Origin of the sequence: Cedecea neteri (genome assembly GCF_000758305.1) — a bacterium.
In the GTDB taxonomy this organism is placed as follows: Bacteria; Pseudomonadota; Gammaproteobacteria; order Enterobacterales; family Enterobacteriaceae; genus Cedecea; species Cedecea neteri_C.
Genome location: NZ_CP009458.1, coordinates 3,672,409 through 3,693,055, shown reverse-complemented (window position 1 = coordinate 3,693,055; position 20,647 = coordinate 3,672,409). Strand labels below are relative to the sequence as shown.

Below are 20,647 nucleotides of genomic sequence, written 5' to 3'. Positions count from 1 at the left end.
TTGAGTGGACATCAGAACAGGAAAAAATGATGAACTTCAGCCATATGCGTATTGCCCGTCCGGTGAGCAGTCTTGAAAGAAGCCGGGATCTGTACTGCGCGGGACTCGGTCTTCAGCAAATAGCGCAATTTAGCGATCATGACGGTTTCAGCGGTGTGATGCTGGGACGCCCGTCGCTGAGCTGGCATCTGGAATTTACGGTCTGCCAGCATCATCTCATTACCCCACGACCGACTGAAGATGACTTACTGGTGCTTTATGTGCCCGAGCGTATCGAATGGGAAATCTCCTGCGCCAGAATGGTGGCAGCCGGTTTTACCCGGCTGTCTGCGTTCAACCCTTATTGGGACGTAAAGGGCGCTACTTTTATCGATCCCGATGGTTATAGGGTTGTTTTGCAAAATAGCGACTGGTCACTCTAAGCTGCAGCGTTAACGCTTCATGCCTTGTGCATACTCAACCAACTGATCGACTACGATATTCCAGCCGGTGAAGAAACCCATTTCTTCATGGGCTTGCCGGGCCTCTGGCGTGCGGTGGCGAGCGATGGCCGTGTAGCGAGTTTTCCCGTTGTCTGCGTCTTCAAGCAACAGGATAGCGGTCATAAACGGATTTTCTGCGGGCTTCCAGCCCTCGGTGTAGGCGTCGGTAAAGACCAGCTTGTGCCCGTCCACGATATCCAGCCAGACGCCATTATTGCGCATCTCGTGGCCATCAACGTTAAAAACGGTATTGAACCGCCCCCCAACCCGAAGATCTATCTCACAGGCCGATACGCTATGGGGGCGGGGGACAAAAAACTGTTTTAGATGCTGTGGTTGGGTCCAGCACTCCCAGACAAGCTGTCGGGGCGTGTCGATCACTCTTTCCAGAGTTAAGTCGGTTTTCGCATCCAGATTCATGGTGTTTCCTCGAGGGATATTGACCTCTATAGCCTGGCTGAAGATCATTTTCTCAGCTAAATATTTTGCTGTTTTGGTTGCCTGGTACGCAGGCCACTTAAGCTTATAGCTAGCAGCGTTGCACCTGCAGCAACCCAAAGGCTGAGGCGAATCGCCTGCGGCTCCTGCCATATTGCGTTGCCGTAAATGGCCAGAATAATACCTACGATCGCCGCGCCCAGGCATTGGCCGAAAGTCCGCATAATGGCCAGTATGCCAGAGGCATAACCGCTGTTTTCCCGCGTGGCGTTAGCCATCATTTCCCGGTTGTTGGGGCTCTGGAAAATACCGAAGCCAATGCCACACACCAGGCTACGTAAACCGATATCCCATGCCTGTGCGTGAGCCGGCAACAGGGCTAAAAGCACCAGTCCAACCGTAAACACGCCTAAACCTGTGGTGGCGATAAGCGCTGGTGAATGCTTGTCGGCAAGCCGACCGGCACGAGGCGCTGCGAGCATGATCCCCACGGGCCAGGGCGTAAAGAGCAGGGCGGAGGCGAATGCGCTGTAGCCATAAACGTTCTGGAATAAAAACGGCAGAGCGACAAACGTTATCCCTTGCCCGATGAACGAAGCCAGCGAGGTCATAGCAGCCAGCGAAAACCGTGATGAAGCGAACAAGGTCAGCGGTAGCACGGGCTGTGCGGCGCGACGTTCACGCCAGACAAAGGCTGCGCCAGCAAGCAATGAAATAACGCTGTACGTCAATGCCGACATCATGTCTTCACTTTTAGTAAAGCTGTCGGCGGCCATGATCAGCGAGCCCAACAGCAAAGCAGACATAAGCGATCCTGCATAATCGAAGGGTTTAGGATTGGCGACTGCAACACCCGGCAGAACGCGCAGGCTCAGTACAAGCGCCACAATGCCTAACGGTATATTAACGGCAAAAAGCCATTCCCAACCCAGCGTGGAGAGCAGCGTCCCGCCCAGCAAGGGAGCAATGGCCGTGCTGGTGGCGATGAGAAAGGCATTTAGCCCCAGGATCCTGCCGAGCAGGCGGTTTGGGAATACCGAACGCAGAATTGCCGGAGAGATACTCAGCACCGCCGCGCCACCGATTCCCTGTAAGATCCGCATTACCACTAGCATATTAAGTGACGAGGATAGCGCGCAGCCCGCAGAGGCCAGGGTAAACAGGCCCAGCCCGAAAACAAATATTTGCCTGAAGCCCAGTCGGGTCGCCAGTGCGGCGAAGATCGCCAGCGTCATGGCGGCGGCAAGCAGGTAGCCATTTGCCACCCAAACGGCATCGCTCGCAGGCACGCCGAGCGCTTTGGCGATAGTCGGCAGCGCGATGTTCACCATCGAACCATCGAATACGGCCATCGTCACGGTGGTCATTACGGCAAGCATTGCCATCAGGCGCTGGCGACCGGGTAAACCTTCATCGTCTGGCTGGGTTGAAAATAATTCCATCACGGTTCCTTACCGCAGCGCGGCATTCAGTATCAGGTTGTCAGTGCAGCAAATATAGTGATACTTAAAGACAGGCGGAAGACGCATGATATGCACTAAATAGCTGCACCAGACGCCATATCTCTTTACAGGATGCCAGAATGAACGAACCCGATCTGAATCTGCTGCTTGCGCTGGATACCTTTCTTGCTGAAGGGAGCGTGGCCGGCACAGCCCGGCGTCTGGGGCTCAGTCCCTCGGCGATGAGCCGTACGCTGAGTCGTCTGCGGGCGGCAACCGGCGATCCTCTGCTGGTCAGGGCGGGAAGACATATGGTGCTCACGCCCTATGCCGAAGCGATTCGTGACCGTGCGAGAAACGCTGCGCTTGAGGCTCGAGCCTTACTGAGCCCCTCCACAGCAGAGTTGTCCCTTTCCACGCTGACATGCGAATTTATTATCAGAGCCAATGACGGCTTTATTGAGGCATTTGCGCCGTCGCTTATCGCCGCCGCAGCGGCAGAAGCGCCGGGTGTTCAGTTGTGCTTTACTTCAAAACCTGAAAAAGGCCCGCGTCATCTGCGTGAAGGCCTGGTAGACCTTGAAATCGGCGTCATGGGCGAAATGGGCCCGGAAATACGGCTTCAGGCGCTGTTTCGCGATCGCTTTGTCGGTGTCGTTCGAGCCGGACATCCGCTGGCCGGGTTCTCTGAGATAACCGTAGAGCAGTATCTCGCCTATGGGCACGTGGTCGCCTCCCGTCGTATCCGCTCCACGCACGGCCCCGTAGATGAGGCGCTGGATAAAAGGGGGCTATCACGAAAAATTGCCGCCGTCGTGCCGGGATTTCCGGCGTCATTAAAGGTGGCTCAGGGGTCGGATCTGATTGCACTGGTCCCACATTCTTTCCTGCTTAATCAACCTGTTCGTGAGGTGGTGGGCGATAACGCCAGGCTGGCAATGTTTGAGCTGCCGGTGAATACGAGCCCGATTGTCGTTTCTCAGATGTGGCATCCGCGCTCAGAGGCTGATCTCTCGCACCGCTGGTTACGCAAGCTCGTCTTGAGCGTATGTCGCACCCTGGTCCCTTAATTGGCACACTGCAACCAGGAATATTCTACCGGCCAGGTCAACGCCATCTTATCGCTATGCTATACTCGGGCCTACCTTACAAGTGGGATTTTCAAGGGATTACACCATCTTGTCGCCGCTAAAATACATCAACACCATTATATTTATCGTTATTTTGACGACGTTGATATTTGCCGGATTTGTATTCCGAGAATACCGGGATCTGAAAAGTTACATGGGGTATATTGCAGAAAATGGCAAGTCTGCGTTGTTTCATGAAGAGTATATTAACCAGAATGCGGCTTTCCGTCTGTCTCGCGCTTTTTCCTCTGCGCCATCAGGCATAACAAGCGTTGCGAATACGAAAATTGATGTTTGTAAATATGCAGAATCATTAAATGGTGTTTATGGCTTAAATCTTGCCGGCCAAAAATTAATGGCGTTGAAGGGGACGTTGCAAACGCGCAATCCATCCTGCGCCAGCTGGGCGGGCGATACGACGGCGCTGTTCGTTGTGCAAGACAACGTCACCCGTGCTGTGTCTAAGTACAGTTTCTCCAACTACAGTGGCTATGTGTTCAACAATACCCGCTATTATATCGATCTGAAAAATAACTACATTTACATTGATAAGCTTGTCGACACCCATCATTACACCTTTAATAACTGGTTGGTGAGTGAAAATGGTCGTATAGATATCGATCGCAGCGCGAAGACCATTAATATTGACGATTCTGCGTTAGCCGATCTGCGTCAGGGCGAAAATATTGTTTCCCATATTTATAAAGATGGTTATACCCATAAAAACATTATCAGTATGATTACACCGGTATTTCAACACGAAGAAATAAAAGGGTTGTTTATTACCGATATTAATATCGACGATTTGGCGACATCCTTCTATACGGCAGAAAGGCCGCTGTTATGGCATTTTTTATCCCTGTACGTTACCGACAATGCCACCGGCGCAAAAATTAGCTTCCATCATCCGGCGCTGAAATCGTTTACGCCCATTTCCTACGTGGAAAACATCACTGGTTACTATACGCTGCACGTCCAACTGGACGGAATTTACTTCCTGATTGCTATTTTCTGGCTAATTGCCCTCTATGTAGGTGGAACCTGGCTGCTTTGTCGCTATGCCAGCAAGCAGCTCAATCGCCACCGGTCGCTGTCTCACGACAATATGACCGACGCGATGACGGGGTTATATAACCGCAAGGTACTGACATCCTCTCTGGAACAGAAAATCCAGGGACTCTTAAATAACAACATCGCGGTTACGGTTATTTCTATTGATAGCGACGGTTTGAAGAGAATTAACGATACGCTTGGTCACGCCATGGGAGACAGGGCTATTCAGTATCTGGGCAAGGCGTTGGCACAATCTATTCGTAAAAGCGATTACGGCATTCGCCTTGGTGGCGATGAGTTTAGCCTGATCCTGATTGATTACAGCCTGATCAAGTCTAACGAAGTGATTGCACGTATTCAGGATTACCTGCTGACGATTGACGAACAGAAAATGGTCGCTTTTTCTTACGGGAGCTATCAGATGGTGGCCGGTGATACCTTAGAAACTGCGTTATTGAAAGCAGATGAACTGCTGTATCAGCATAAGCGTAATAAGTATGGGGCAAACGGCTCCAGCCGATAAGCTTTGTGTGAGGCTGACCGCCCGGATATGATGAGTTCACCCTGGCACCGTCCGGCATCAAAATGAAATGCATCAGCTGCGGCACCGTCTGCATTGATGGCCACATTTCAGTCAATCACGAGGTTGAGAATGGATTTCACTGTGGGATTTGGCCGTATTGCGGCAGTGTTGCCAGTAAAAGATATGCAGCAGGCAATTGCATTTTACGTGGACGGATTAGGGTTTAGCCAGACGTTTCAAAATGGCGATCCGGTTGGATTTGTTATCGTCAAACAGGGGGGAAGTGAACTCCATTTGACACTGCAGCCGCAGCATAAGGCGGCGAATTTCCCGGTGGCACATCTTCTGGTCGATGACGCCAGTGCGCTGTTTGCGCTTTGCCAGCAGGCGGGGGCCAGGATCATTAAGGGGATTCAGGATAAAGATTATGGCCTGCGGGCCTTTGTGTTTGCCGATCCTGACGGGAACCGGATAGACGTTGGGCAAAGAATAGAACGTTAAGATCGGATAGCCTGAATCAACAACAAAAAGCCGCTGGTGGATTCACTCAGCGGCTTTTTAGTGGCTGCGAATTGTCGCCATACAAACTGCCAGATGAATGAAAACACTACCATTCATTAATTATCATTACCGTATCTGCTGAAAGTTTAATTTTAGTCACTTTTGGCGGCAGTGGCTTTGGCAGAATCGTCATTCTTACATCAAAAGTCCCACTGACCGATGCCATCGACATTTTGAAGGGGGTGAAAAGGCAGAGCGCCAGAAAAAGTTGTTTCATATTAATACGTTTTGTTTACTTGTATTTAAAATCAATAGATTGGTCAAAATTATATCATATATGATGCTGCCGAGGGAATGCCTGTTGGATTCCCGGTACATCAAAGGGTATGTGTGACAGGGAATGTAGAACGATATAAATACGATAATTCAATGATATTTAAGGCAAGGGGTATATTTTATGAAGTTTACATCGCTACTCGCCAGACTGTTGCTGGTGTCGACAATTGTCTTGTCCGGTTCGTCGTTCGCGGCCACCGAGCAGGAGATGGATGCAAATCTGGATCAGTTATTCAGCTCTCATCAGAACTATCATGCTTTTTTCGATATCTTCAAAACGCAGGTCGTGGCGCAGAATAAAGCTGAGGTAGCAAAACTGGTTTCATACCCAATAAAGGTCACGCTGGCGGGGAAAAAAGTGCAGATCAAAACGTCGCAGCAGTTCATTAAAAACTATGAGGCTATTTTTACGCCGGATTTGGTTGCGGTAGTAAAGACTCAGACATATCAGGATCTTTTTGCGAATTATCAGGGGCTGGCCATCGGTAAAGGGCAGATTTGGTTCTCCGGTATTTGCCAGGATAATCAATGTAAGAAATCAACCGTGCTCGTTATTGGCATCAATAAATAGCCTGGGGCTGGCCGTAATATGACGGCCAGCTTTTGGACGTTATAAAGCGGCAAGGTAACGCCAATAATTATCCTCTATCTCTTTTAACAACGCGCTATCTTCACTTTGATGTAGCAGTTTGGAACGCTCAGTGCCCAGGTCAACGCTTCCACACTGGGGGTAATAAGCCGCCCGCAACGACGGTTTGATGGCGTTAAAATAGGCCGTTGTAGGTATCTCAAAGGCCGCGGCAATATGTAAAGCCGAGGAATCACAGGTATAGACTTTACTGGCGTGGCGAATAATGCCGATAAAGTCTGCGGTATTTCTTGAGCGTGAAGAAAGATCGATAAACTGCGGGTGATCTATTTTGCCAAATCCTGCAACGGGCACGTCGTGCTGCTGATAGATCTGTTCTACAAATTCAACGAGCACAGCGGCTGGGATGTCGCGAAGCGGAGTGCTGGCGCGGTGATTGAACAGTACGTAACGACCTTCCAACGGGGAAATTTGCTCTGACATGCCGTCACGAAGCCAGCGGTTTGTTTTTATCTCTTCGGATACGGACTCAGGGGCAATGCCAAGGTGGCGCAGGAAAAAATCGTGCATTTCCAGAGTGGCGAAATCCTCCCGGAAGAGCTGGTTCCCGGCGTCAATCAGCGCATCATATCCCGCCAGTGAAGCCAGTTCCTGAGGCATAAAATGCAGCTCATCGATTACATTACCCGCGAGTCGATAAATCTCTTCCACATAAGCCTGGCAGGTATGAGGACGCAGTACCGTCAGGTGAAGTTTAGGGTTAATGGTTTTGATTGCGTGCAGCGCCGAAATACCAATCAGTGAATCCCCCAGCGTGACGCCCATCCCGTTGATAACGCAGAGTCGCTGAACGCTGCGATAGTCGAGAGAAAAGGGAGATAGGGCATAGTTATAAATGCCAGGCTGGCGCAAAGTTTGTAGCTGAAGAGTATTTTTCAGGTCGGGCGACAGGGACTCAAGATCGTAAGAGGCGACGAGTGTTTTATTATCCTGAAGCAAACTACCGACAAAAGTTTGAAGCGTAGGTGTCATGGGGTTCCTGAGACGCAACAGAAGTAGGACGCTGCTCCGCTAAGCACAGCGTTATGTACGTCTCTCACCTTAATGAGATTTATCCAGCTGTCAATTTCCAGACATCACACTACCAGGGAATCAATCCCATTTCATGTAATGCGCCTAAGATCAGGGCGATAGACATGCAGGCATCGAAGGGATTAGGCATCGTGTTTCACCTTTACATGCGGCGATATTGGTTAAATTATAGCCTGTTTTGTATGGCATTCACGAAATGTCTGCTTGCTCAAAAAGCTTAACTCAACAGCCCGGCTCCCACGTTAACGGAAAGTCCTAAAATTGCCAGATTGAAGATAAACGAGATGACCGCTTGCAGCAGGGTTATTTTGCGCATGCCGGTTGTCCCGGTGGCTACATCGGCCGTTTGTGCGGCAACGGCTATGGTGAAAGCGTAATAAAGGAAATCCCAATAATCTGGATCGCTTGGTTTATCAGGAAAGATCATTGGAGTGATCTCTTTGCTGCGGTGCAAGTAATGTTGATGTGCGTAGTGCATCGCGAAAGCACTGGGCAACAAAGTCCAGGAGACGATCAGCGTCATTACCGTCAGAACAATATGCAGCGCAAGTGGCGTTCCCGAAAGCGAGCGCAATGATGGCAGTTCGCTCATGATAGCCACAAGGCTTGCCATGCAGGCAAAGATAAGCAGGCTTAACACGAGCGCGGCACTTTGGTCCTGAACTCTGGCTATTCGCGGGATGTCGCTGGCTGCCGTTCGCAGCATGCGAAACCAGATAAAGATCAGGTAAAGCCAGGCCAAAACGTTCCAGCCGATCAGCAGCCTTTGCAGGGTACCAAGCTGGGCGGGAAGGGCGAAATAACAAATGACGCCTGCAGCCACTGAAATCAATAGCCGAAGGCGGGCGAACAGATGGGTTTTTAGCGCAAATCTCATAGGGTGATTTATTCGACGAGGACTGGTTAACTTAACTGTAGACGAGGGAAAAACTACGGGCGTGCTTCACGCAGATAATCAATTCGCAATGCGGGTAACCGCATCAATCTGCGCATTATTATTTTGATAATCCGTAATTATTACTTTGAGAATCTCAGCAGCGTAAGGCTAAAAAACGATCCTAAGTTGTCTCTTGAGCAACATATCCCGTTCAACGAGTGTCGTTTTTCTCACGCCTGGTCACAAAAAAACACATCGACCACCACCTCATTGATTATTGGCACAAATATTGGATTCGTTAGCACGATGGGTTTCTCCCGTGAGTGACTGACTGATTTGATAATAAGGGGAACGTTATGTGTGCTTTGCGTTCAGCGTCGCCAGGACGCGTGGATGGATTGGCAAAGGTCAAAGGAACGGCCATCTACGGCGATGATATTACGCTGCCGGATATGTTGTATGGCGTCTGTCGTTATGCCGATATTCCGGCGGGAAAAATAGAGCAGCTCGACTTGAGTGAAGCGCTGGCGGTTGAAGGCGTGGTCAAAATTGCCACCTGGCAGGATATTCCCGGCACGCCGGTTGTTGGCGTTATCGTTAAAGATTACCTGCCAATTATTAAGGATGAAGTGGTCTTTCACGGCGATGTCATTGCCGTGGTTGCCGCCACAACCTATGAAGCGGCCTGTGCGGCGGCCGACAAAATCCACGTACGCTATACGCCCTACGCGCCATTAACCGATGTTGAAGCTGCGCTTGCACCAGACGCTCGCTGCATTCACCCGGAGCGCAGCGATAATATTGCCGCGCATCATCACACCCTCAAAGGAGACGTTGAAAAAGGCTTCGCGCAGTCCAGTCATATACTCGAACGCGAGTATGAAGTGGGCTTTCAGGAACATGCTTATATTGAACCTGAGGTGGTGCTGACCTGGCTTGACCCGACCGACGGCAGCCTGATTATTTCTGGATCGGTGCAGAATCCGCACCGCGTTCGCGGTTTTGTCGCTAAGTTCATGGGCTGTCCGCAAAGCCTGATCAACGTAAAACGTGCCGTTATGGGAGGCTCGTTCGGTGGCAAAGATGATGTTATTGACCATCTGGCCTGCCGTTCAGCGCTGCTGACGCGTCTGACCGGGAAACCGGTGAAATTTACCTACACGCGCGAGCAGTCAATTATCGAAAGCTGCAAACGCCATCCGTATAAAATGAAATATAAGGTCGGGCTGGACGACACCGGTCGTATCAATGCCATCAAAGTTGATATTCTGGCCGATAGCGGTGGCTATGCCGCATCGTCACCGTTTGTCACCTGGCGTTCGTCAGTGCAGGCCGCAGGGCCATACGCCATCCCGAATGTACATATCGACGTCACGGCGGTGTACACCAACAACAGCTACACCTCCGCGATGCGCGGTTTTGGTTCCCCACAGGTGGTTTACGCTCACGAATCATTAATGGATGAAATTGCCGAGTACCTGAAAATTTCACCTGTCGAGGTGCGTGAAATTAACGCGTTACGCCAAGGCGATGCGTCGATTACCGGCCAGGTGTTTGACCAACATACGGTTTCCGCGCATGAAGTGTTGGAGAAGGCCACTGCTTCGTCCGAGTTTATGGCGAAGCGAAAACATTATCAGGCTCTAAACGAAAAGGGCGGTGTCTACCGCTACGGCATCGGTCTGGCATTAAGTTATCGCGGTTGTTCGATTGGTGCTGAAGGGGTTGATACCTCAACGGCGCTGATTCAGGTCAATGAGGACGGCAGCGTAAACCTTTCGACATCGGTATCGGAAAACGGCCAAGGGCTGCAAACCACCATGACGATGATTGCCGCCGAAGCGTTTGGCATCGAGATGAGTGAGTTTCATTTTATGGAGCCGCCAACCTCGGTCATCGGGGATGGTGGCTCCACGGCGGCAACGCGCGGAACAATGGTTGGCGGTGGAGCGATTATTGACGCTGCCGAGAAAATCAAACAGCGCATTCTCAGCGTTGTCGGTGAGAGCATCGGCGCAACGCATCTTGAGGATACCCTGTGGCAGGGCGGTTTTATTCTCAATAAACGAGATAACAGCCAACGGATTGACTTCAAATCTGCGGTTAATAAAACGAAGTGGGCCAGCGTGAGCCTGACCGAATACGGTTGGTTTGTGCCGCCACCCATTCACTGGGATGAAGAAAAAGGCTGCGGTAGCCCATACTTTACCTGGGTTTACGGCTGCCAGGTGGCCGAGGTTCGGGTGAATATCAGCACCGGTAAAACTGATTTACTGCACGTTACTGCCGCTCATGATGTCGGGCAGGTCCTGAATCCGGTTGGGTTTGAAGGGCAGGTCTGTGGCGGTGTGGCACAGGGCTTTGGCTATGCGCTGTTAGAGGATTTCAACATTGAGCACGGGCAGGTGAAGTCTGAGAACTTTGACAGCTACCTGCTGCCAACGATCAAAGATATTCCCCCAATTACCGTTATTGGCGTCGAAAATCCAGACAAAGCTGGTCCGCTGGGTGCGAAAGGGATAGGCGAGCCGGCCACCGAGTTAGTCGCTGCGGCCATCAATAACGCGGTGAGCTTTGCGCTGGGAACGCGTTTCAACAAGCTGCCGTTAACCCTGGAACAGGTGATCCTGGGGTATAACCTGAAAAAACCGGCTCGTCAGAGCGAATTGATGATCGAGCCTGAGAATAAAAAACAGGTATTACGTCTGACGGATGTCACAGTGACGCGGCCTAAAACGTTAACTGAGGCGCTGGAGCTGCTAAAAAGTGACGGCGTCACGGCTATTGCCGGTGGCACGGACGTGATTGTGCAAGGACGGATGCAAACCCGAGCGATGAAGCTGGTGGATATTTCGCGCCTCAGCGAGCTGAGGCAGGTGACCGAAGATGCACAAACGCACGAGATTTCGATTGGTGCGGCGGTAACGTTCAACCGCATTACCGAACATCCGCTGCTTCGCGAACGCTATCCGCTGTTGGTACAGGCTTGCCACACGGTAGGGTCACACCAAATTCGTAACCGGGCAACCATCGGCGGTAATATCGTCAACGCCGCGCCGTGTGGGGATTCCATCCCTCCGGCCATCCTCTACGACGGCAGTATTGAACTGCAGTCTCATCGCGGTGTTCGCCGTATGTCGCTGGGCGAATTTCTGATCTCGGGTTACAAAACGCAGCGTGAGCCGGATGAGCTATTAACCCGCCTTATCCTTCCTTTGCCGACAAAACCTGGCGCTAAAGGTTTTTACCATCAGTTGGGCCGCCGAAACGCCCTGAATATCACTCGCCAAAGCCTGACAGCCCTGCTGGAGTTTGCCGACGACGGCACGGTGAGCTACTGCCGACTGGTTGACGGCGCGCTGTTCAGCAAGCCTCAGCGTTTGCTAGATGTTGAACGTTGTTTACTGGGCCAACGGCTGAACCAGACATCTATCGACAGCGCCTGCGAGGTACTCGACAAACTGATTTATGCCGCGATCGGCAAACGCTGGTCTGCGGCCTATAAGCAGCCGGTATTTATCAGCATGTTCCGCGACATGATGGCGCAAGCGTCTGAAGAATAACCATGAGGACGGGGCGCAAACGTGCCCTGTATAGGATAGAGCTATGAGCACAATCAAAGTAAAGGTCAACGGTAAACTGGTCGAAGCCAAAGTAGAAGGCAACATGCGCCTGCTGGATTTGGTGCGTAACACTTTGCATCTGAGCGCCACGAAAGAGGGGTGCTCCATTGGGGAGTGTGGTGCTTGCACGGTCATCATGGACGGTAACGCGGTCTGTTCCTGCCTGGTGCTGGCAGAACAATGCGATGAGGCAGAGATCACCACTCTTGAAGGTCTGAACGATAATCCGGTTACGCAAAAATTACAGGATGCGTTTATTCAAAAAGGCGGTGTGCAGTGCGGTTTTTGCACGCCTGGTGTACTGGTTAGTACTACCGCGCTGCTGGAAAAAGAGCCGCAGCCAAGCGATGAACAGCTTAAAGATGTGCTGGAAGGCAATATCTGCCGCTGTACCGGCTACCAGCCTATTCTCGACTCCATTCACCACGCGTTAAAATCCTGAACTAAGTAAAAAGCCGGACGTTATCACATCGCCCGGCCCACTCAAAAACTATAAGACATTCCTCGCTAGCCCATCGCACTTTCCCGCAGCCGTGCCTTCAATTTGCGATACTCATCTACGACATACTGCTCGGCGGCCTGCTGGTCAGCAATCGGCTCAACGCGAACCGCACAATACTTGTATTCCGGCGTTTTGGTAATCGGACTAAGATTCTCGGTTACCAGCTCATTACAGGCACCAATCCACCATTGGTATGTCATGTAAATTGCACCTTTATTGGGCCGTTCACTGACCTTCGCACGAGTGATAATTCTCCCCTTGCGGGAGTTCACCCACACTAGCGCTTCATCAGCAATGCCCAGCCGTGCGGCATCGAGAGTGTTGATTTGCGCATACCCAGGCTCATCGGCCAGCGTCGACAGCGCAGAACAGTTGCCTGTCATAGAACGGCAAGAGTAGTGGCCGACTTCACGCACCGTTGAAAGCACCATCGGAAACTCGTCGCTGAGTTTATCGATGGGCGCAACCCAGTCGCAGGTAAAGAATTGCGCCAGGCCGTTTGGGGTCGAAAATGTCTCTTTAAACAGATACGACGTGCCTTGGTCCTTATCCGACACATCACGGCATGGCCACTGCAGATAGCCAAGCTCACCCATTTTTTCGTAGGTAGCTCCGTAGAAGTCCGGGCACAGATGCCGTAACTCATCCCAGATTTCCTGGGTGCAGTTGTAGTGCATCGGGTAGCCCATCCGGGTGGCAATTTCACTGATAATCTGCCAGTCGGTTTTGAGATCCCACTCGGGTTCCACCGCCTTAAAGAAGCGCTGAAAACCTCTGTCTGCCGCAGTGTAGACACCTTCATGCTCTCCCCAGGAGGTGGAGGGCAGAATAACATCGGCCGCTGCTGCCGTTTTGGTCATGAAAATATCCTGCACGATGACCAGCTCCAGCGTTTCAAACGCCTTGCGCACTGCCGAAAGTTCGGCATCGGTTTGCAGTGGATCTTCTCCCATAATATAAGCCGCACGCACTTCGCCGTGTTCAGCGCGGTGTGGCAGTTCACTGATGCGATAGCCCGTATGTGCGGGTAGGTTTTCTACCCCCCAGGCTTTGGCAAATTTCGCTCTGTTTTCCGGAACCTTAACGAACTGATAGCCAGGAAAAGTATCAGGCAGTGCGCCCATATCGCAGGCACCCTGAACGTTATTTTGCCCTCGCACAGGGTTAACGCCCACGCCAGGTTTACCGAGGTTGCCGGTTAAGATGGCAAGGCTTGTCAGCGACCTTACGGTTTCAACCCCTTGATAAAACTGGGTCACTCCCATTCCCCATAGAATGGTGGCGGACTTAGCCGTGGCGTATAGCCGTGCGCAGGTGCGAATATCTTGTGCGCTGATGCCGGTAATAGCTTCAACAGATTCCGGCGTATAGCCAGCCACGATTTTGCGATATTCGTCAAAACCTTCAGAGCGTCGGGCAATAAACGCGTTGTCGTAGAGAGCCTCGGCAATAATGACGTTGCCAAGTGCATTAAGCAGCGCAATGTTAGAGCCGTTTTTCAGCGCCAAATGCATGTCAGCAATACGGGCGGTTTCAATTCGCCGGGGGTCGCAGACAATAATCTTCGCGCCGTTGCGTTTAGCGTTCAGGACGTGATTTGCCACGATAGGGTGTGAATCTGCCGGGTTATAGCCGAAAATAAACACTAAATCGCTGTTATCAATCTCAGTGATGGCATTGCTCATTGCGCCGTTACCGACCGACTGGTGCAGACCTGCAACCGAAGGGCCGTGTCAGACGCGCGCGCAGCAATCAACGTTATTGGTACCGATCACCGCGCGGGCGAACTTTTGCATCACATAATTGGTTTCATTGCCGGTGCCTCGAGAGGAACCGGTGGTCTGGATAGCATCGGGACCATACTTTTCTTTGATTTCGCTGAGGCGTGTAGCAACATAATTAAGCGCCTCATCCCAGGACACGGACTCCAGCTTGGCGCCCCGGTGGCGGCGGATCATTGGCGTTTGCAGGCGCGGCGTCAAAATGCGGGTATCGTGAACAAAATCCCAGCCGTAATAGCCTTTCAGGCACAGCGTGCCCTGATTATTTTTGCCCATCGCCGCCTCAGCGCGAACGATCCTCCCATTCTCAACCACCAGCCGTAGTTTGCAGCCGGCGGCACAGTATGGGCAAACGGTGGTCACTTTTTTCATCATGGCCCTCCAGTTAACGGTGAATCTAAAACAGCAGCCCAAAGCTAAAACGACTGCTGATGCCAAAGGCGATAGCCTGCTGAACGGCGGGGATTGTCATCAGCGCAAGTGCCAGCAGGGCGAGTAAGATTTTGTCTTCCATTATTTCTCCGTGCTTTGCTGCAGCTGTTGTTCCTTCTGCACTTTGCGCAGCAGTAACCACATACGCACGGTACGTACGGCCATATTGCGTGCAGCGGCGCTAGGCGGTGCTGGATCGGGTTCCGGGGCATCGTGAGAAACACGTAGAGGTACGCTGCCGTTGAGCGTCAGGTTGGCAACAATGGCGGTCAACGTACCGATAGTTATCCCGCTGTGTAAAAACAGCTGCATCATTGGGGGGAACTGGGTAAACAGGTTAGGGACTAGCACCGGCATCATACCGAGAGCTAGCGTTAAGGCCACGACCATCCCATTGTTGTTATTTCTATAGTTGACCTGACCGAGGGTACGAATGCCGGAGACCGCGACCATCCCGAACATCACTATCCCTGCGCCCCCCAGCACGGGCTTAGGGATTAGCACCACCAGCGCCGCCAGTTTGGAAAATACGCCCATTAAGATGAGAATCGCGCCAGAGACCGATACCACAAAGCGGCTACGTACGCCGGTCAAGCCGATAAGGCCAACGTTCTGGGCAAAGGCTGCATAAGGGAAGAGGTTAAAGAAACCGCAGATCGTGGTGGCTAAGCCACAGGTATTAAGGCCGTTTCGCAGCATGCCAGAGTCCACTTTTTTACCGACGATATCGCCGGTTGCCATAATGGAAGACATGGTTTCAACCATGACCACCACCATAACCATCGACAGCAGAGCAACCGGCACAATATGGAATTCCGGGCGCGCGAACTGCATCAACTGCGGAAAGTGCATCCAGGGGGTGGCGTTAACCAGGTGGAAATCTAGCGGCTTAAAAAAACTCCACAAAATTGTGCCGATAACAAGCCCAACGAGCACTGCGGTATTTTTTACAACGCCGGTAGCGAAGGTGTAGAGGTTAAGAATGATAACCAGCGTGATAGCGGCCATCAGCAATGAAAACATATCGCCAAACCCATCCATTTCGCTGCTGCCGCCGCCAATCCACCCGCCAGCAACAGGCATAATAGACAGGCCAATCAGGGTGACTATGCCACCCATGACGACTTTGGGAAAGAACCGAATCAGGCGGCTTATCCACGGCGCGCAGAATAAAATAAAGATCCCGGAGACGATAACCGAGCCTGAAATAGTACCGATGCCGTACTCTTTGCCGATCAACACCATAGGGATTAACGCTGCGAAGGTGCAGCCCTGAATTAATGGTAATCGGCAGCCCAGCCAGGGGCGAATACCCAAAGATTGCACGATGGTCGCCGCACCACAGATAAACAGGTCCGCGCTTATCAGCAAGATAATATGTTCAGCAGGTAAACCGACGGCGTTACCGACCACTAGCGGAACAGCTACGGCACCGGCGTACATCACCAATACATGCTGCAGGCCGTAGAGAATCATTTGCGTAATAGGCAGAACCTCATCGACCGGCGCGGTTGATGCCGCAGTGTTTGAGGCAGGAATGGCAGAGTCTTTCATGAAGTAATTATCTCCTGTACGACTTCGGCTCTCGTTCGTAGAGGCGGAGAGGAAGTTACGATTCGAAGGCAGATGCCTCCCTGAGCTGATGTTGCCACCAGCAAGTTGCGCACACGGCGTTATCTATGCGTAAGCTGTGCCAAAAATGTGTGCTTTGGCCTGAGATGAATATATTTGTGAATTAAATCACGGCAGATGAGCTATAAAAGCGGGGCTGGCGACGAGGGATAAATACAGGTGCAGCGTGGAATATCACATTGAGATAATTTATCTCTCATATTGGTAGTGAGCGAATATCGTGGCGATAATTTAAAGTGGCCAGGTGAATCTCAATGTGCTGATTTTAATGTTGTTAATTATTTTATTGACGGATCTCTCAAAAATAAATCCATTCTCCTTAAAAACAACAAATGCGTCTGAATATTGCATCGCATCCCTTGATGTATTTATTGAATAATAAAAGGGAAGCAAATGAACAGATTTATTGTTGCCGATGCCACAAGCTGTATTGGCTGCCATGCCTGCGAGGTTGCCTGCGTTACCGCTCACCATCAGGACAGCTGGCCGTTGAAGCGTACGGATTTTCAGCCGCGGATCCACGTTGTTTTCCACCGTAAAGAGAGCAATGCGGCAACCTGCCATCACTGTGACGATGCGCCATGTGTCGCATCTTGCCCAACAGATGCACTCTATTTTGCTAATAACAGCATTCAATTAAAGCAAGAGAAATGCATTGGCTGTAAGAGTTGTGCGATCGTCTGTCCCTTTGGCGCCATTGAGATGGTTTCTGCCGATGACAGCGCCCCGCAGCTGGCACAAAAATGTGACTTGTGCAGTGAGCATCCAACAGGAAAACCTGCCTGCGTCAGCGTTTGCCCAACACAAGCGCTACGCCTGATGGATGATACCGGGTTAGAAGGCCTGCGCCGTCAGCGACAAATCCGGAGTGTACAAGGGCAGACGGTGCTAACTCGCCAGCCCAGTCGCCGGGATGCATTTATCAGCAAGCCACCTCGCGTTGGAGCAAAAAAGGTAGAAGCAGGTATCCGCAAAACGCATTTCGAAGAGATCTACTTCGGGCTTGGCAACTGCGATGCCGAGTACGAAAGTGAGCGCTGCCTGCACTGTGCACAAAAAGCATGGTGTAACTGGACATGTCCTCTGCATAACCACATTCCTGACTTCATCCGCCTCGTGAAAGAAGGGAAGATTATCGAAGCCGCTGAATTGTGCCATCAAAGCAGCTCGTTGCCGGAAATCTGTGGTCGTGTGTGCCCGCAGGATCGTTTGTGTGAAGGTGCGTGCACGCTAAAAAAAGAAGGCGGCTCGGTGGCCATTGGCAACCTGGAACGCTATATCACCGACACTGCGCTGGCGTCAGGCTGGCGACCTAAGATAAGTGACATCGTGCCGCGTAAAGAACGTGTGGCAATTGTCGGTGCTGGTCCTGCCGGGCTGGGATGTGCTGATATTTTGGCTCGCGCTGGAGTTCAGGTTGATGTCTTTGACAAACACCCGGAAATTGGCGGATTACTCACTTTCGGTATTCCACCGTTCAAACTGGACAAAGGAATTCTGAGCGTCAGGCGTAGCATTTTCAGTGAAATGGGCATCCGTTTTCACCTTAATCATGAAGTAGGGCGTGATATACAGTTTAACGATCTGATGGAGAATTATGATGCAGTATTCCTTGGTGTAGGGACTTACGGCCTTATGGCGGCAGGGCTGGAGGGTGAGGACGCTCCTGGCGTAATCCAGGCATTGCCTTTCCTGATTGCCAGTACTCGCGAAGTGATGGGGCTGGACGAGAGCGCGGAATACCCAATGGTTAATATTAAAGATAAACACATTGTGGTGCTTGGCGGCGGTGATACGGCAATGGACTGCCTGCGTACCGCAATACGTCGTGGGGCGGCGAGCGTCACCTGCGCCTACCGCCGCGATGAGCTGAGCATGCCAGGCTCGAAAAAAGAGGTCATTAACGCCAGGGAAGAAGGTGTCGAGTTCCAGTTTAACGTGCAGCCTCAGTACATCAAGCGCGATCGTAAAGGCAAGGTAATGGCGATCGGCATGATCCGCACCGAGATGGGCGAACCGGGACCTGATGGCCGTCGTCGTCCTCGACCTGTTGCGGGCTCCGACTTTGAACTGCCTGCCGACGTTCTCATTATGGCATTCGGTTTTCAGGCGCATGATATGCCTTGGCTCCGTGGTTACGGTGTGCAGCTCGACCGCTGGGGGCAAATCTGCACAGGCGGTAGAGGGCGAGGCACAACGCAAACCAGCAATGACAAAATCTATGCTGGTGGCGATGCGGTACACGGCGCGGACCTCGTGGTCACGGCAATGGTTGCCGGCCGGCAGGCGGCCAGTGAAATACTGGACATGTTTAAATGCAAGGAGGGCGTATGACCAGTTTTATCCTGGCGGATTCGGCATCCTGCATTGGCTGCCGAACCTGTGAGATTGCCTGCGCACTGGAGCACATTACTGAGGAGGCGGCGTTTCAGCCGCGCCTGAAAGTGCTCCGCCTTGACACCTTGAGTGTGCCGGTGATGTGCCATCAATGTGAAAATGCCCCCTGTGTAAGTGCCTGCCCGGTAACGGCGTTAACGATGGGAAGTGAGCGTGTCGAAGCCGATGCTTCCCGCTGTATTGGCTGCCAAAACTGTGTGGTGGCGTGTCCGTTCGGGGCAATTACCGTGGACGTGGATTCTCAACAAAAGAAGGCAACTATAGTCAAGTGCGATCTGTGCAAGGGCCGCGAGCTTGGCCCGGCGTGTATTGATGTTTGCCCGACGACGGCATTGCGTAAGATAAGTGAGCAGCAACTGAGGGAAATGCAAAAGCAGCGCGAGCGCGCCACCGCGGGTCTGTTTCTTCGTTAATAAGTTATGCCCGGAACAATCTCTGTTCCGGGCGAATGACCCGGTACTTTAGGCACCGGGTAAAGAAGGCTTAATCAAGGGAGTGAATCCATTCGCTGCCACATTTTCGTTGCTACCTTTTGTGCTTCAGCAAAAACAGGTGCGCAGTCGAACGTGAACTGCCGGTCTTCATACACCATTACACCGTTGACCATCACGCTGTGGACATGGTTTGATCCCATGCCAAAGGCAATATGCCCGGCGATGTTGTCTGCAAGTAGCGGCGTCGGTGGCAGATAATCGCTTATCGTCAGGTCGGCCTTGTAACCCGCCTCAATGAGGCCAAATTTGGCGTTGAAGTTGCGACTGAGCAGAGTGTTACCGTTGCTGAGGGCGCGGCCAAAACTGTCTGGCCACAGAGGGCCGCCGGCATCACGATGCTTGAAGAAGGCAAATTTCATCTCCTCAAACATGTCTGAACCAATACCGTCCGTACCCAATGCCAGATTGCGGTAAGCACTAAGTTTATGGTTATAGCCCACATGATTGTTCATATTAGAACGGGCGTTATGCACCAGGAAACCATCACAATCATTCAGTAGAGCGATATCGGCATCAGAGAGATAAAGACCGTGCGCGACCAGCGTTTTGTTGTTAAGCAGGTCGTATTCTGCCAGCCGAACCAGCAAATCTTTGCCGTAATGATGGTGACCGTGAGAAACGTCATAGCTGTCTTCCGCCGCGTGAATATGTAGCCCGCGGCCGGTTGCTTTCATGGCTTCACCAAGCATCGACAATCCGTCATTGCTGAGGGTGAACGGCGCATGTGCGCCGATATGCGCTTCGACCAGATAAGGCTCACGTCCAGCTTCCCGCGCCTGGTCAATTTCGTTTGCAAACCGAATGTTCTCCTCCACGCCAGCCCGCAACTCTTGCTGGCCACAATTGCGGTCAGTGGTTTCAAAGCAGGTCATGCCGCGCAAACCTACCTTCATAAAGGCATTGCGCAATTGGCTGAGCGACCCGGCAATATAGCCGGGTGATGCGTGATGGTCGATCACCGCGGTACAGCCGCTACGAATCGCTTCCAGGGAGCAAATTAGCCCGCTGTAGTACAGCGACTCCTCATCTAACGCACGATCCAACCGCCACCACAGGTTTTTCAGTGTCGAGATAAAGTCCGGGCTGGGGGCGATATTTGCCTGAATGCCGCGCGATAACCCTGAATAGAAGTGGTTATGGGCGCAGACCATTCCCGGCATGACTAAACGACCCTGCATGTCTTTAATATTGGCCTGTGGAAATGTACTACGCAGGTTGCTCCCAACCGCGATAATTTCATCGTTTTCAATGGCGATATCGATATTTTCGCGCACCATCGCCGGATATATCTGTGCGGCTGTGGCGTTTTTCAGAATTAAGATA

The 20,647-nt window shown here is 51.8% G+C and carries 16 protein-coding genes; 9 read left to right on the top strand and 7 right to left on the bottom strand.

The window, feature by feature from the left end:
* Positions 1-29 precede the first annotated feature (29 nt).
* Positions 30-422 carry a VOC family protein gene (locus LH23_RS17235; protein ID WP_039293808.1) on the top strand — a complete coding sequence of 131 codons (393 nt, stop codon included), beginning with the start codon at positions 30-32 and terminating at the stop codon, positions 420-422.
* A gap of 9 nt (positions 423-431) precedes the next feature.
* Here LH23_RS17235 and LH23_RS17230 read toward each other — a convergent pair whose 3' ends face one another.
* Positions 432-902, bottom strand: coding sequence for an SRPBCC family protein (locus LH23_RS17230; protein WP_039293805.1), 471 nt, complete (start codon positions 900-902; stop codon positions 432-434).
* Positions 903-958: 56 nt separating this feature from the next.
* Positions 959-2,362: an MFS transporter gene (locus LH23_RS17225; protein WP_039293803.1), complete on the bottom strand. Its 1,404-nt coding sequence runs from the start codon at positions 2,360-2,362 to the stop codon at positions 959-961.
* Between the two features lie 140 nt (positions 2,363-2,502).
* Between LH23_RS17225 and LH23_RS17220 the strand changes: the two genes are divergently transcribed.
* The 4 genes from LH23_RS17220 (at position 2,503) to LH23_RS17205 (ending at position 6,476) form a co-directional block, all read left to right on the top strand.
* Positions 2,503-3,432: a LysR family transcriptional regulator gene (locus tag LH23_RS17220; protein ID WP_039293800.1), complete on the top strand. Its 930-nt coding sequence runs from the start codon at positions 2,503-2,505 to the stop codon at positions 3,430-3,432.
* 82 nt (positions 3,433-3,514) lie between these two features.
* Positions 3,515-5,068 (top strand): diguanylate cyclase DgcJ, encoded by a 1,554-nt coding sequence (gene dgcJ / locus LH23_RS17215; protein ID WP_081946121.1) that lies wholly within the window; start codon positions 3,515-3,517, stop codon positions 5,066-5,068.
* Between the two features lie 129 nt (positions 5,069-5,197).
* The gene (locus LH23_RS17210) at positions 5,198-5,569 is read left to right on the top strand and encodes a VOC family protein (protein ID WP_039293798.1); all 372 of its coding nucleotides are present in this window, start codon (positions 5,198-5,200) and stop codon (positions 5,567-5,569) included.
* Positions 5,570-6,026: 457 nt separating this feature from the next.
* Positions 6,027-6,476 (top strand): hypothetical protein, encoded by a 450-nt coding sequence (locus LH23_RS17205; protein ID WP_039293795.1) that lies wholly within the window; start codon positions 6,027-6,029, stop codon positions 6,474-6,476.
* 39 nt (positions 6,477-6,515) lie between these two features.
* Here the strand turns inward: LH23_RS17205 and LH23_RS17200 are convergent, their stop codons facing one another.
* Positions 6,516-7,526 carry a glycosyltransferase family 9 protein gene (locus LH23_RS17200; RefSeq protein WP_039293792.1) on the bottom strand — a complete coding sequence of 337 codons (1,011 nt, stop codon included), beginning with the start codon at positions 7,524-7,526 and terminating at the stop codon, positions 6,516-6,518.
* Between the two features lie 277 nt (positions 7,527-7,803).
* Positions 7,804-8,463, bottom strand: a complete 660-nt coding sequence (locus LH23_RS17190; protein WP_039293786.1) for a DUF1345 domain-containing protein — start codon at positions 8,461-8,463, stop codon at positions 7,804-7,806.
* Positions 8,464-8,819: 356 nt separating this feature from the next.
* Between LH23_RS17190 and LH23_RS17185 the strand changes: the two genes are divergently transcribed.
* Together LH23_RS17185 and LH23_RS17180 are read left to right on the top strand one after the other, a co-directional pair.
* The gene (locus LH23_RS17185; protein ID WP_039293783.1) at positions 8,820-12,026 is read left to right on the top strand and encodes a molybdopterin cofactor-binding domain-containing protein; all 3,207 of its coding nucleotides are present in this window, start codon (positions 8,820-8,822) and stop codon (positions 12,024-12,026) included.
* 43 nt (positions 12,027-12,069) lie between these two features.
* On the top strand, positions 12,070-12,528 hold the full coding sequence (locus LH23_RS17180; RefSeq protein WP_039293779.1) for a (2Fe-2S)-binding protein: 459 nt from the start codon (positions 12,070-12,072) through the stop codon (positions 12,526-12,528).
* Between the two features lie 65 nt (positions 12,529-12,593).
* On the opposite strand, the gene fdhF is transcribed toward LH23_RS17180, so the two are convergent.
* Together fdhF and LH23_RS17165 are read right to left on the bottom strand one after the other, a co-directional pair.
* Positions 12,594-14,741 (bottom strand): formate dehydrogenase subunit alpha, encoded by a 2,148-nt coding sequence (gene fdhF, locus LH23_RS17175; protein WP_081946119.1) that lies wholly within the window; start codon positions 14,739-14,741, stop codon positions 12,594-12,596.
* A gap of 141 nt (positions 14,742-14,882) precedes the next feature.
* Positions 14,883-16,355 (bottom strand): nucleobase:cation symporter-2 family protein, encoded by a 1,473-nt coding sequence (locus LH23_RS17165; RefSeq protein WP_039293767.1) that lies wholly within the window; start codon positions 16,353-16,355, stop codon positions 14,883-14,885.
* 471 nt (positions 16,356-16,826) lie between these two features.
* Here LH23_RS17165 and ygfT point away from each other — a divergent pair, with 471 nt between their 5' ends.
* Both ygfT and LH23_RS17155 read left to right on the top strand, forming a co-directional pair.
* Complete coding sequence (ygfT, locus tag LH23_RS17160; RefSeq protein WP_039293763.1) at positions 16,827-18,767, top strand: formate-dependent uric acid utilization protein YgfT; 1,941 nt, start codon at positions 16,827-16,829, stop codon at positions 18,765-18,767.
* The gene (locus LH23_RS17155) at positions 18,764-19,243 is read left to right on the top strand and encodes a 4Fe-4S dicluster domain-containing protein (RefSeq protein ID WP_039293760.1); all 480 of its coding nucleotides are present in this window, start codon (positions 18,764-18,766) and stop codon (positions 19,241-19,243) included. The genes ygfT and LH23_RS17155 overlap by 4 nt, the downstream gene beginning before the upstream one ends.
* A gap of 74 nt (positions 19,244-19,317) precedes the next feature.
* Here LH23_RS17155 and ssnA read toward each other — a convergent pair whose 3' ends face one another.
* The gene (gene ssnA, locus LH23_RS17150) at positions 19,318-20,646 is read right to left on the bottom strand and encodes a putative aminohydrolase SsnA (protein ID WP_197062523.1); all 1,329 of its coding nucleotides are present in this window, start codon (positions 20,644-20,646) and stop codon (positions 19,318-19,320) included.
* Position 20,647: the final 1 nt, after the last annotated feature.